We start from the raw sequence: 13,118 nt of genomic DNA on the forward strand, positions 1-13,118 counted from the left end.
AATATATGTTCTAAATGATGGTATTTGGATCATTTTTTCCGAAAAGTGTGAAGGGGGTGGCGAAAATTGCCGAATAAGTCGTCAGGAGTATGCTTATAGCCCAATGAAATGATAGGTTTTTCATCAACTCACTCAGTAAGGGCATTGCACAATTTGCTTTTTATTGGAATTTTCATTCTGTTAAACACGCGGGTTTGCCGGGTTTATTTCACCCGACTGAGCGCACGGGTGCGTTTCATTTTTTAACAGGCAACGGGCATAATACGTTGATTATCAGCCCCTCTTTGCGGACGTCGTAATGAAAACGCAGCGCATCACTCTGGACGATATTGCTACCCTGGCGGGCGTCACCAAAATGACGGTAAGTCGCTATCTGCGCACGCCGGAAAAGGTCAAAACGGAAACGGCGGAGAAAATCGCCAGCGTGATTGCCGAAATTGGCTACGTCGCGGATAGCGAAAATGTCGCAGCGACCAAACAGAACCCACCGCGCATCGGCGTGTTAATTCCTTCTTTTAATAATCAAATCTTTGCCGACTTGCTGGCGGGTATTGAATCGGTGACCAGCGCGCACGGTTATCAAACGCTGGTGGTCAATTACGACTACAACGCCCAGCGTGAAGAGGAGCAGATCGCCACGGTGCTGGCCTTTAACATCAAAGGGCTGATCCTGACCGAATCTGTGCACACCGTGCGCGCAGAAAAATACCTTAACGCCGCCAACATTCCGGTGGCGGAAGTGATGGGGCTGACCGAGGCGCGTGGACGCATCAATGTGGGTTTCGACAACTATCGCGCCGGCTACGACATGACGGCGATGCTGCTGGCCAGCGGCAAACAGCGCGTTATCTATTTTGGTTCGATGTCCGATCGCCGTGATGAGCAACGCTACGCCGGTTATCGCGATGCGGTTGAAGCGGCCGGGTTGCCTGCGGGCCGGATTGTGCCGAACAAGGTCTCTTCGGTATCGATTGGCACCGGCATGATGACGCTGGCGCGCCAGCTCTATCCGGAGATGGATGCGATTCTTTGTACCAATGACGATCTGGCGGTTGGCGTGCTGCAGGAGTGTCAGGCGGCGCGCATTGCCGTGCCACAAGCGATGGCGATTGCCGGTTTTCACGGGCTGGAAATTGGTCAGGCAACCACGCCACGCTTAGCCAGCGTGATCACGCCGCGCTTTGAGATGGGAAAAGTGGCGACGGAGATCATCCTGAAAAAGATCAACCAGCAGCCCACCATCGAGCAGGTCGACCTGCATTATCGCCTTTCAATGGGCGCGACCATTTAAATCATGGCGCATAGCGCAGATGAAGCAGCGGAAAAGGATTTCCCTGACCATCCAGCGGCGAGCGGCCGGTGATGACAAATCCCTGATGCTGATAGAAACCTAGCGCCTGCGGATTCTGCTCGTTCACATCCAGTTCGGTGACATTCATTTGTTCGATGGCGAAGCGCAGTAGCTGTTTGCCTATGCCGAGACCAAACACTTGCGGCGCGACAAACAGCATCTCCAGCCGATTATCCGCCACGCCGAGAAAACCGACGATGTTCTGTTGTTCATCGCGATAAACACGCAGCTCAACCATCGGCAAATATTGCTCGCGCACTAACGGGCGCAGAGCGCGGATATCCGCATCTTGCAGGAAATGATGCGTCGCCCGCACCGAGGCTTCCCATACCGTGGTTATCGCCTCGAAATCGCTCCTCTGCGCGGGGTGAATTCCTTTCATGGTGTTCTCCTTGATATTTTCGTGTCATATCCGTAAACGCTGATGATTAAGCTTTTGACTCGATGATAGCGCGATAAATTGTTGCCACTTCACTCCTTTGTTAGAGTGTGGTGAATTTTAGAGGAATGATTTATGCCGCGCGATAATCGCTTGTCCCGCTCGTTGCACGCACTGATACATCTGGATCGGCACGTTAAACGCGCCACTTCAGAAACGATGGCTAAAATGTTGGGCACTAATGCGGTGGTGGTGCGCAGGATGATGTCCGGCCTGCGTGATAAAGGGTATGTGGTGTCAGAAAAAGGGCACGGTGGTGGATGGGAGCTGCGTGTGGCGTTAACGGAAATATCCCTGCTGGATGTTTATCAGGCAATCGGCGCACCAGCGCTGTTTAGCATTGGTCCGGCTGCGGAGCCCTCGCCTTGTCTGGTTGAGCATGCCGTTGATGCGCAACTCGATCAAACCCTTAGCGAAGCGGAAGCGCTGTTGTTGAAGCGCTTTAGCCAAATTACTGTTGCCGATATTAGCGACGATTATCTGAGTAAAATGGCTAAACTTGGCCTCCCGTCCGATACCTTCCCTAAATGCAGTGAATAACCGATTTTTCCCGGCTATTCATCACATCGGTTAATCCTGTTTTTGTAAGGTGATTTGTGCTTCATGCTTCATGACGTGCGTAGTAATGGCCGCCTGGAAAACCTTAAACATCAAACCATTAATAAAGGTTGTTAGCGTGAGGGTGATAAATGCTGTCATCAGCCAGTCAGCAATTGCCATTCCGCTATGTAATAAATCAGGGTGATAAACCACCATGCCGAAAAATACCACCCAGTGGCTCATGCAATAGAAGCAATGAAACAAATGACCCAATAATGCGTTCTTTTTAGCGGTCCATGCGCGTAATCCCGCGAATAGCTCAGTTTGGGTAATTGTCATGGAAATACTGGCCGATGCCAGTGCGATCGCCAGGCATATTGACAGGTTCGATATTATTAAGCTGCTCATACATTCTCCTTTTCATCTCAAAGTATCATTTCATGTAACTAACAATATTACATGATGCATTTGGCTACAAGATGCCGAAGAGTCCTAGCTGTAGGAACAGCCATAAATTGGCGAGTTATCGTTATTTATTGGCTTTTGACCATCACATAGCCAGCTAACGTCTTCTTATAATGCTTATCAGTTAATCGCTGACACCGAAATTTCAGAGCGCACTGATCGTAGCGGCGCAATTTATTGCGCGATAAATCGCGCCGCTACGGGATGTGCGACGATTTATCGGTATCACGGTATTCATTTCGACATCAGGAGGAAAGATGGATATGCACGCCGCCTTTATGCAGCAACTGATGCTCTGGATTGAGGACAATATTGAGCAGAAACTCATTCTGGAAACCGTGGCGCGCCGCGCCGGCTATTCGCAGTGGCATCTGCAGCGACTGTTTCGCAGTTACACCGGCGTCGCGCTGGGTACCTATATTCGCGAGCGCAAGTTAACGGCTTCGGTGATTGCGCTGTTGAACAGCAATATGCCGCTGATGGATATCGCCATCAAATATGGCTTCGACTCGCAGCAAACTTACTGCCGCACCTTCCGCCGCATGTTCGACCTGCCGCCAGGCGCGTTCCGTCGCAAATATCAGCACAGTTTGCCGGACATTGACGGGCCCGCTAGTTTGCTGTTTTTGCATCCGCAGAGTCGACTGGCGGCGTAAAGTATTTGCCGGGCGTTGAGCCAAACGCGCTGCGAAAAGCGCTGATGTAGCTGCTAACGCTGTCGAATCCGACCTGCCACGCCACTTGCTGCACACTTTTGCCCGCGGCCAATCCTTCCAGTGATTTGAGTAAACGTGATACCTGGCGATAGCGCGTCAAACTCATGCCGACCGCGCTGGCCCAATGACGGCTGAGGCTGCGCGGGCTGAGTCCTGCCCAGCGCGCCAGTTCGGGCCCGGTACGCGTATCGGCGGGGTCGTCCATTAACAGGCGCGCAATCTGCAGCAAGCGCGGTTCTGCTGGCAGCGGTAACGTCAGCGGATGTTCGGTCGATTCATATAACTCATCCAGGAACACCTCGCACAGGCGATGGTAGCGCGCGCTGCCCCAGTGATCGGGCGACAAGGTTGCCAGTCTTTCCGCCAGCGGCTCCAGCACCGACGGGCAGGAAAGCAGGACGGGATGATCCGGCAAGGGCGCGGCCAGCGCGTCGTCTACCAATACTGTCCAGCCAAGCACCGGGCCCGGCCCGATGATCGCATGTTCAAAGTAGGGCGGAATCCAGCCCACCAGTCGCGGCGGATTGGCAAAAATACCCGACGGCGTTTTCACCGTCATCAATCCCTGCTTCAAACAGAAGAGCTGCCCGGCAGCGTGGCGATGGGTGAAGGTTTCACGGTCCAGCTGCTTCGCTAACGCAGCGGCAATCACTTTCGGCGCATCCGGCTGCAGCAGGCGCTGACGCAGCTCAGCCTGACGTGGATTGCCGGAAAAAGTCAGAGTATCGGTTGGATGGATTAGCATGCCTGGCTCCACAATGCGATGAAGGAGCAAAGTGGCGGAGATAGGTGGGGAAGTAAAGCGTGGGTGTGTATAAGTTGAGGAGTGAAAGGGCGGGATGCGGCCCAGCGGCGATCATTTCGATTTCTTAGGGATTGTCTGCCACTGCAGCAGACCGGCAATGTTGTTTTCACCTTCTGCCTCTTTTAAACGACGCTGACGCTGTTGCTCGGCGAATTGACCGTATTCAGCCTGCGCTTTTTCATCGGCCATTTTCTTACTGATTGAACCTGCACCTTGCAGCACATCGCGATCGTTAAACTGCAAAAATTGATCGAGTTTGCTCTGCCAATCGCGAAGAAAAACCTGCTGGCGGCGGCGCGCTTGATCTTCTGCGAAATCCAGCCACATCGTGACCACGCGATTAAGCTCGCTCACTTCGTCCTGAACCAGATAATATTTAGCCACGGTGACATCGCTTCTGCGCACCTCTTCACCTTTGAAACTGGTCAAACCCATATGAGGTTGGCTGGCGTTGGCGCGCAAATGAATCAGCTCGGCAGCGGTATAACCGGTACAGGCAAAGTGCAATTTGTTCTGAATGGTTTGAAAAAACTGCGTGGTCTCTTTGAGGGAAGGTTGATAGTCAGCCGCTAAGGCAAAAATCTCGCGAACGCGTAAATACATCCGACGCTCACTGGCGCGAATGTCGCGAATACGCTCCAGCATTTCATCGAAATAGTCAGGTACTGCGGATGAACCAACCGGCGGATTTTTCAGCCGCTCATCGTCCATCACAAATCCCTTAATCAAATATTCTTGCAGGGTTTGCGTTGCCCATTGGCGGAACTGAGTACCGCGAGCAGAGCGGACGCGATAACCGATAGCGAGAATCATTGGCAGATTGTAATGAAGGGTATTGCGGCTGACTTGACGAGTTCCTTCCTGTTGAACTTGTAAGTAAGACTTACAGGTTGCGTTTTGTTCAAGTTCGCCTTCGTCATAGATCGCTTTAATGTGCTGTGTAATGGCTTGCGGCGTGATTTGGTAAAGGGTGGCGATTGATGCTTGCGAAAGCCAAAGCGATTCCTGCTCGAAGCGACATTCAACCCGCACTTTCCCATCGCCGCTCGCAAACATGACAAATTCGCCTGCTGGTGATGGTGTGGATTGCTCCTCTGACATGTCGCCTCCGCTCTTATAGGATCTGGTGCACAGTATGCCAGAGAGACGCAATGAAGCTCATTAGTCGATTGGCGATAATTTTATCAACTGCAGCGGAGCAAAATCGGTAAACGGTTGAGGTGCTCCACAATTACAACCTCATTAACAGCGTCTACAGTTAACCTATCCACCTTCCTTCACCAAGTCTCTGACACCATGAGCCTTTCTCTGATGCATTACCTTCGCGCGCGTCTGCGTTTGCTGATTTCGATTGTGGCTGGCGTGGCCTGTTATTTCTTCCTGCCTGCGCACCTGGGCATGTTGCAGCGTCTGCTGATTGGCTGGAACGTGCTGGCATGGCTCTATCTCGCTTTTCTGTGGCTGCGCATGTTAGGCACCGAGGCCAAAGATATTCCGCATATTGCGAAAATCGAGGATGAAAGCGCGACGCTGGTGTTGAGTATGGTGACACTTACCTGCCTGGTCAGCATTCTGGCAATTCTGATGGAGCTCACCACGCTGAAGAGCCTGACGGGAACGCCACGCGTGCTGCATCTGCTACTGACCGCGGCAACCTTGGTGGTTTCCTGGGCGCTGCTTCCGACGTCATTCGCCATGCATTACGCGCATCATCACTATCTGCAGCGCAGCAAGGATGTCACGCCGATGATCTTTCCTGAAAAGCCCGAGCAGCCGGGATACTGGGATTTTCTCTACTTCTCTTTCACCATCGCGGTAGCTTCGCAAACCGCCGATGTGGCAACGGGCACCACGGATATGCGGCAAATCGCTCTATTACAGTCGGTTATTTCGTTTGTATTCAATCTGGCGATTTTGGGATTGTCGGTGAATGTGGGGGCGGGGTTGTTGAGTTAGCTGAATGAAACAAAAAAAGTGGCGGAAGATCACAGGAGTCGAACCTGCCCAGGACCGCTGGCGGCCCCAACCGGATTTGAAATCCGGCCGCCTCACCGGAGACGACGATCTTCCTTTGAAGATGCCGCAGAAGTATAGCGACAATCGCGGCGGAATTCTTGATCTCAGCCGTGCGTCACAGCACGTTTTCACCGTGAAGCTGCCGATACTCCTTTGGCGTATTGGCGTAACTCTTTTTAAACACCGAATAGAAATATTGCAGCGACGGGTAACCACACATTTGTGAGATCTCATTGATGCTCAGCGAAGAACACGCCAGCAGCTCGCGCGCTTTCTCCAGTTTTTCGCGGTGGATCATGGCGTGAATGGTGTCGCCGGTTTCATCACGGAAGCGTTTTTCCAGGTTTGATCGCGAGATGCCGATGGCATCCAGCACCTGTTCAACTTTAATGCCTTTGCAGGCGTTAAAGCGGATGTAATGCATCGCCTGAATCACCGCAGGATCGTGCAAGGAGCGGAAATCGGTAGAGCGGCGCGCAATCACTTTTACCGGCGGCACCAGAATTCGTTGCAGTTGCAGAGGCTGATTATCCAGCAGGCGATGCAGCAGTTTTGCCGCCTGATAACCCATCTGACGTGAACCCTGCGCCACGGACGAGAGCGCCACGCGCGACAGATAACGCGTCAGTTCCTCGTTATCAATCCCGATCACCGTGAGCTTTTCCGGCACCGGAATTTTGAGGTATTCACAGGCCTGCAGCAGATGGCGCGCACGGGCATCGGTGACGGCAATAATACCGGTTTGCTGCGGCAAGGTTTGCAGCCAGTCAGCCAGACGGTTTTGAGCGTGCTGCCAATTTTCCGGCGCGGTTTCCATGCCCTGATAAACCACGCCTTGATAACGCTCGCGCGCCACAAGCTGGCGAAACGCATGTTCACGCTCTTGCGCCCAGCGTTTGCCGCTGGCTGCGGGCAAGCCATAGAATGCAAAGCGGTTCACGCCTTTCTCTTTCAAATGCAAAAAGGCGCTCTCGACCAGCGCGGCGTTGTCGGTGGCGATGTAATGCACCGGCGGATAGTCCTGCGGCTGATGGTACGATCCGCCAACGCCAACTATCGGCACCGACACGTTCGCCAGCAGTTTTTCAATCGAGGGATCGTCGTAATCCGCGATAACCCCGTCGCCCAGCCATTCACGGATATTGTCGATGCGGCAACGAAAATCCTCTTCAATGAAAATGTCCCAATCCGTTTGTGATGCCTGTAAATACTCACCGACGCCCTCAACCACCTGGCGGTCATAGACCTTATTGGCGTTGAACAGCAACGTAATGCGAAAGCGTTTCTCATGCATCGTGGCGCACTCTCCTAAATCGACAGCACCTTGCATAGCATGGCACGACGGACAGCTGAAAGAATTTGCACCACATTGTGATCCCCCACGCGATTACACCCGGCGGCGCGTCGCGGTATCCATCCACACTGCCAGCAGCAGGATGGCGCCCTTGACGATGTACTGCCAAAAGGTCGGGACATCCATCATGCTCATGCCGTTATCCAGCGACGCCATGATAAATGCGCCGATGACCGCGCCCGCCACCGAACCAACGCCGCCCGCCAGGCTGGTGCCGCCAATCACGCAGGCGGCGATAGCATCCAGCTCGGCAATGTTGCCTGCCGAAGGCGAACCCGCGCCAAGGCGTGAGCTCAGGATCAGGCCAGCAATCGCCACCATCACGCCATTGATGGCGAAAACCGCCAGCTTGGTGCGGGCCACATTAATACCGGAAAGGCGCGCGGCATCCAGGTTGCCACCGATGGCATAAATCCGGCGACCAAAGGCCGTCCGCGTCGCCATAAACATGCCGCCGAGCAACAGCAGCGCCAGCAGCAAGACCGGCGTAGGTACGCCGCGATAGTCGTTGAGCAGCCAGATCGCGCCTAACACCAAAACAGCGGTGACGACCTGCCGCACCAGCGCACCGCTGACGGAAGTTTGCGCCAGACCAAGCTGTTGGCGACGCAGGCGCAAGCGCCATTGCCAGAGGATAAACAGCGCGAGGCCAGCAAAGCCGAAGCCAAATCCGATCCCGCCGGGCAGATAGCTTTGGCCAATCTGCGACATCGCCGGGCTGGTGGGCGCTACCGTGGTGCCATCGGTGATGCCGACCAGAATGCCGCGGAACGCCAGCATCCCCGCCAGCGTGACAATAAACGACGGAACTTTGCGATAGGCCACCCACCAGCCGTTCCAGGTGCCGAGCAGCAAGCCCATCAAAAGGGTTACGACGATGGTGAGCGGCAGCGGCCAACCGAGCCAGACGTCAAAGATAGCTGCAGCACCGCCGAGCAACCCCATCATCGAACCCACCGAGAGATCGATCTCCGCAGAGATAATGACGAACACCATGCCGACCGCAAGAATGCCGGTGATGGCGGTCTGGCGCAGCAGGTTGGAAACATTACGTGCGCTGAGCCAGGCACCGTCGGTGGTCCAGGTGAAGAACAGGGCGATCAGCACAATCGCACCCAGCATCACCAGCACCTGCAGATTAGGCAGCGAGAATTTACCTGGCGCACCTTTACCCGGCGTAGTGAGGCCGCGTTGCGTACTTTCGGTCTTAAACATAGTGTTCACTCCGCAGGGCGGCTTCCATCACCTGCTCCTGAGTCAGGTTATCGTTAATCAGATCGGCTTTGATTTTGCCTTCATGCATCACCAAAACCCGATCGCTCAGGCCCAGCACTTCGGGCAGCTCAGACGAAATGACAATCACGGCAATCCCTTGCTGCACTAGCGAATTGATTAGCAGATAGATTTCCTGGCGCGCGCCCACATCAATGCCGCGCGTCGGCTCATCAAGAATTAAGATTTTTGGATTGAGCAGCAGGCATTTAGCAAGGATCGCTTTCTGTTGATTGCCGCCGCTCAGGCGACCAATCGGCAGTTCCGCCGACGAGGTTTTCACCCGCAATCGCGTAATGGCCTGATTAATTGCCTGTTGTTCCTGCGCGTCATCCAGCAGCGAAAGCCGGGGGCTAAATTGGTCCAGCGCGGCCAGCGTAATGTTTTTGCCCACGCCCATTAGCGGCACGATGCCATCCTTTTTGCGATCTTCCGGCACCATCGCGATGCCGTGCGCGATGGCGGCGCGGCAGTCCTTGATACGGACTTTCTTGCCGTTGATATGAATATCGCCCTGCCAGCGTCCCGGCCAAACGCCAAACAGACACTGCACGGTTTCGGTTCGCCCGGCACCAACCAGCCCGGCAATGCCAAGAATTTCGCCGCGCTTCAGGCTAAAAGAGACGTTATCCACCCGGCGGATATGGCGGTTGATGGGATGCCACGCCGTGAGGTTCTCTACCTGCAACAGGGTTTCGCCAATCTCGTGTGGGCTATGCGGATAGAGCGCCGTCAGCTCGCGCCCGACCATCATGGTGATGATGTCATCCTCACTCAGCCCGGCGGCCGCGCGGGTCGCGATATGCTGACCGTCGCGGATCACGCAGACGGTGTCCGAAATCGCTTTTACCTCGTTGAGTTTGTGCGAAATGTAGATGCAGGCGATGCCATGTTCGCGCAGGTTTTTGATGATGCTAAGCAGCACCTCCGTTTCCTGTTCGGTGAGCGAAGAGGTCGGTTCGTCGAGGATCAGCAGGCGCACCTGTTTATTCAAGGCGCGTGCAATCTCCACCAGCTGTTGCTGGCCTAATCCCAGTTCGCCGACGCGCGTATCCGGCGATACCTGCAGCTTGACCCGCTCCAGCAGCTGCTGGCAACGCAACGTCATGGTTTCGTCATCCACCATGCCGAAACGTCCCAGCTCTGCGCCGAGGAAAATGTTCTCCATCACCGTCAGCTGCCGCACCAGCGCCAGCTCTTGATGGATGATCACGATCCCTTTGCGTTCGGTATCACGAATGGTCTGCGCCTGAATCTCGTCGCCCGCAAAATGGATACTGCCTTCAAAGTCACCGTGCGGATACAGCCCGCACAGGATCTTCATCAGGGTCGATTTCCCCGAGCCGTTTTCGCCGCACAGCGACATCACTTCACCGGCTTCCAGCTGCAGGCTCACGTCATCCAGGGCTTTCACCGCGCCGAAACGCTTGGTGATATGGTTCATTTCCAGCAACATCGGCCTCTCTCCTTTACGGGCTCGCGCCTCAGAGTTCGCTCTGCTTGTGGAAGCCGTCTTTAACTACCGTGCTTTCAATGTTGTCTTTGTTCACCGGAATAGGATTCAGCAGGCGCGATGGCACATCTTTCAGGCCATTATTCAGCTTGCTGTTGCTGGCGGGTTGTTTGTCGTCACCGAGTTCCACCGCGATTTTGGCTGCTTCAGTCGCCAGTTCGGTGATGGGTTTGTAAACCGTCATGGTTTGCGTGCCGTTCATAATGCGTTTGATGGCGGCGAGATCGGCATCCTGGCCGGAGATCGCGACTTTGCCGGAAAGTCCCTGCGCGCTTAATGCCTGAATCGCACCGCCTGCGGTGGCATCATTCGACGCCACAACGGCATCAATGTGGTTGCTGTTTGCGGTTAAGGCGTTCTCCATTATTTTCAGCGCATTTTCCGGCAGCCACGCATCAACCCACTGATCGCCGACCACTTTAATGCTGCCATTATCAATATAAGGTTTTAACACTTTCATCTGACCGGCACGGAACAGGCGCGCGTTATTATCCACCGGCGAGCCACCCATCAGGAAGTAATTACCTTTTGGTACTTGCTTCACAATACTTTCGGCCTGTAATTCGCCCACTTTCTCATTATCGAATGAGATATAAAAATCAATATCGGCGTTATTTATCATGCGGTCATACGCCAGCACTTTAATGCCTTCACGTTTCGCTTCCGCCACCACGTTACTTAAAACCTGGCCGTTATAAGGAATGATGACCAATACATCGACGCCGCGATTAATCATATTTTCAATTTGCGACATCTGCGTTTCTTCGTTGCCGTTGGCCGATTGCACAAACACTTTGGCGCCCAGTGATTCGGCTTGTTTAACAAAGATATCGCGATCTTTTTGCCAGCGTTCCAGACGTAAATCATCAATAGCCATACCGATTTTGACTTCTTTAGCGCTACCCGCGTGACTAAACAGGGCCAGAGCCGCGCAGGCGGCCAACAGTGATTTTTTCATGTTCATGGTATTAATCCTGTAGGTTGAGGCTGTTGTCGTTGTAAGGCTGATAACCAGGCCGATGAATTGTTGCCCTGAGTTTCAGATGACATCAATTACTGATTTTTATCCGGCTATTACGTTTTTTGGTTTATTTGCGATTTTATGAGCGCGATCGATATTTCAACGCTTTCAGAAAAAACGACGTGAGAGAGGCTGAATGAAAATAACGACATTATTTTGCGAGCTGGCGCACAAATAATAATTATCTTACGTTGAGTGTTAAATATCGTAATTGAGCAACAGTAAATTACATCATCACAATAACCGCTCAAAGCTGACCATTCGGGTCCTCATGCTAAGGAGCTAACTATGCACGCCTATTTCGACCAGCTTGATCGCGTTCGTTATGAAGGGAGTAATACCCGCAATCCTCTGGCGTTTCGTCATTACAACCCGGACGAGGTGATTCTCGGTAAAACCATGGCGGAGCATCTGCGCTTTGCAGCCTGTTACTGGCATACCTTCTGCTGGAACGGCGCGGATATGTTTGGCGTTGGCGCGTTTGATCGTCCGTGGCAGAAGCCGGGTGATGCGCTTGAGCTGGCGAAGCAAAAGGCCGATGTCGCCTTTGAGTTCTTCCATAAACTGAATGTGCCTTATTACTGCTTCCACGATGTGGATGTCTCACCGGAAGGCGATTCGCTGAAAAGCTATCGTGAAAACTTCGCGGTGATGACCGATAAATTACTGGAAAAACAGCAGGAAACCGGCGTGAAACTGCTGTGGGGAACCGCCAACTGCTTTACCCATCCGCGTTACGGTGCGGGTGCGGCGACCAATCCGGATCCGGAAATTTTTGCCTGGGCCGCCAGCCAGGTGTGCAGCGCCATGCAGGCCACGCAAACTCTGGGCGGCGAGAACTATGTGCTGTGGGGCGGGCGTGAAGGGTATGAAACCCTGCTGAATACCGACCTGCGTCAGGAGCGCGAGCAGATTGGCCGCTTTATGCAGATGGTGGTGGAGCACAAACATAAGATCGGTTTCCACGGCATGTTGCTGATTGAACCCAAGCCACAGGAGCCGACGAAACATCAGTATGACTATGATGTCGCGACAGTTTATGGCTTCCTGAAGCAGTTCGGGCTGGAGAAAGAGATCAAAGTGAATGTGGAAGCCAACCATGCGACGCTGGCGGGTCACTCTTTCCATCATGAGATCGCAACGGCCATCGCGCTGGGCATTTTCGGCTCGGTGGATGCTAACCGCGGCGATATGCAGTGTGGCTGGGATACCGACCAGTTCCCGATCAGCGTCGAAGAGAATGCGCTGGTGCTGTACGAAATCATCAAAGCGGGCGGATTCACCACCGGCGGCTTAAACTTTGATGCCAAAGTCCGCCGCCAGAGCACCGATAAATATGACCTGTTCTACGGCCATATCGGCGCAATGGATACCATGGCGCTGGCGTTGAAAGTCGCGGCACGCATGGTGGCGGATGGCGAGCTGGATAAGCGTGTGGCGCAGCGCTACAGCGGCTGGAACGGCGAGTTCGGACAGCAGATCCTGAAGGGAGAATTTTCCCTTGCCGCGCTGGCGGAACAGGCGCAGCAACAGCAATTTAATCCACAGCATCGTAGTGGACGCCAGGAACAGCTGGAGAATCTGGTGAATCACTACTTGTTTGATTTTTAACTTTTCAGGAGCGCA

General features: G+C 53.7%; 13 protein-coding genes and 1 tRNA gene. 5 read left to right on the plus strand and 9 right to left on the minus strand.

Translation table 11 applies throughout. The annotated features are described in order from the left end of the window. Positions 1-298 precede the first annotated feature (298 nt). On the plus strand, positions 299-1,291 hold the full coding sequence (locus PO881_RS00180) for a LacI family DNA-binding transcriptional regulator (RefSeq protein ID WP_101763867.1): 993 nt from the start codon (positions 299-301) through the stop codon (positions 1,289-1,291). 1 nt (position 1,292) lies between these two features. Here PO881_RS00180 and PO881_RS00185 read toward each other — a convergent pair whose 3' ends face one another. Continuing rightward, the gene (locus tag PO881_RS00185) at positions 1,293-1,733 is read right to left on the minus strand and encodes an acetyltransferase (protein WP_217549544.1); all 441 of its coding nucleotides are present in this window, start codon (positions 1,731-1,733) and stop codon (positions 1,293-1,295) included. 132 nt (positions 1,734-1,865) lie between these two features. Here PO881_RS00185 and PO881_RS00190 point away from each other — a divergent pair, with 132 nt between their 5' ends. Beyond that, on the plus strand, positions 1,866-2,330 hold the full coding sequence (locus PO881_RS00190; RefSeq protein WP_110868261.1) for an Rrf2 family transcriptional regulator: 465 nt from the start codon (positions 1,866-1,868) through the stop codon (positions 2,328-2,330). Positions 2,331-2,360: 30 nt separating this feature from the next. Here PO881_RS00190 and PO881_RS00195 read toward each other — a convergent pair whose 3' ends face one another. After that, positions 2,361-2,738, minus strand: coding sequence for a DUF1360 domain-containing protein (locus PO881_RS00195; RefSeq protein ID WP_192414310.1), 378 nt, complete (start codon positions 2,736-2,738; stop codon positions 2,361-2,363). Between the two features lie 314 nt (positions 2,739-3,052). On the opposite strand from PO881_RS00195, the gene PO881_RS00200 reads away from it, so the two are divergent. After that, entirely contained in the window at positions 3,053-3,451 is a 399-nt protein-coding gene (locus PO881_RS00200) for a helix-turn-helix domain-containing protein (RefSeq protein ID WP_101763864.1), read from the plus strand. Here the strand turns inward: PO881_RS00200 and PO881_RS00205 are convergent. Together PO881_RS00205 and rhuM are read right to left on the minus strand one after the other, a co-directional pair. After that, positions 3,408-4,256: an AraC family transcriptional regulator gene (locus tag PO881_RS00205; protein ID WP_280172273.1), complete on the minus strand. Its 849-nt coding sequence runs from the start codon at positions 4,254-4,256 to the stop codon at positions 3,408-3,410. The genes PO881_RS00200 and PO881_RS00205 overlap by 44 nt on opposite strands. A gap of 111 nt (positions 4,257-4,367) precedes the next feature. Continuing rightward, complete coding sequence (gene rhuM / locus PO881_RS00210; protein ID WP_280172274.1) at positions 4,368-5,417, minus strand: RhuM family protein; 1,050 nt, start codon at positions 5,415-5,417, stop codon at positions 4,368-4,370. Between the two features lie 195 nt (positions 5,418-5,612). On the opposite strand from rhuM, the gene PO881_RS00215 reads away from it, so the two are divergent. Beyond that, a complete protein-coding gene (locus PO881_RS00215) occupies positions 5,613-6,272 on the plus strand; it encodes a DUF1345 domain-containing protein (RefSeq protein ID WP_280172275.1) in 660 nt (219 codons plus the stop codon). 19 nt (positions 6,273-6,291) lie between these two features. Here the strand turns inward: PO881_RS00215 and PO881_RS00220 are convergent. The 5 genes from PO881_RS00220 to xylF all read right to left on the minus strand — a co-directional run bounded on the left by PO881_RS00220 (position 6,292) and on the right by xylF (position 11,435). Beyond that, positions 6,292-6,386: transfer RNA gene (locus PO881_RS00220), tRNA-Sec, on the minus strand. Between the two features lie 61 nt (positions 6,387-6,447). Continuing rightward, a complete protein-coding gene (gene xylR, locus PO881_RS00225) occupies positions 6,448-7,626 on the minus strand; it encodes a D-xylose utilization transcriptional activator XylR (RefSeq protein WP_061719296.1) in 1,179 nt (392 codons plus the stop codon). A 93-nt stretch (positions 7,627-7,719) separates the two neighbouring features. Then, on the minus strand, positions 7,720-8,901 hold the full coding sequence (gene xylH, locus PO881_RS00230) for a xylose ABC transporter permease XylH (protein WP_280172276.1): 1,182 nt from the start codon (positions 8,899-8,901) through the stop codon (positions 7,720-7,722). Then, positions 8,894-10,414, minus strand: a complete 1,521-nt coding sequence (locus PO881_RS00235) for a xylose ABC transporter ATP-binding protein (RefSeq protein ID WP_192236833.1) — start codon at positions 10,412-10,414, stop codon at positions 8,894-8,896. Before PO881_RS00235 ends, xylH begins: the two co-directional genes overlap by 8 nt. A 28-nt stretch (positions 10,415-10,442) precedes the next feature. Then, positions 10,443-11,435 (minus strand): D-xylose ABC transporter substrate-binding protein, encoded by a 993-nt coding sequence (xylF, locus tag PO881_RS00240; RefSeq protein WP_101763858.1) that lies wholly within the window; start codon positions 11,433-11,435, stop codon positions 10,443-10,445. A 345-nt stretch (positions 11,436-11,780) separates the two neighbouring features. Here xylF and xylA point away from each other — a divergent pair, with 345 nt between their 5' ends. Beyond that, positions 11,781-13,103, plus strand: a complete 1,323-nt coding sequence (gene xylA / locus PO881_RS00245; RefSeq protein ID WP_280172277.1) for a xylose isomerase — start codon at positions 11,781-11,783, stop codon at positions 13,101-13,103. The last annotated feature ends 15 nt before the right edge of the window (positions 13,104-13,118 follow it).

It is taken from the genome of Pantoea sp. SS70 (assembly GCF_029866845.1).
In the GTDB taxonomy this organism is placed as follows: domain Bacteria; phylum Pseudomonadota; class Gammaproteobacteria; order Enterobacterales; family Enterobacteriaceae; genus Pantoea; species Pantoea leporis.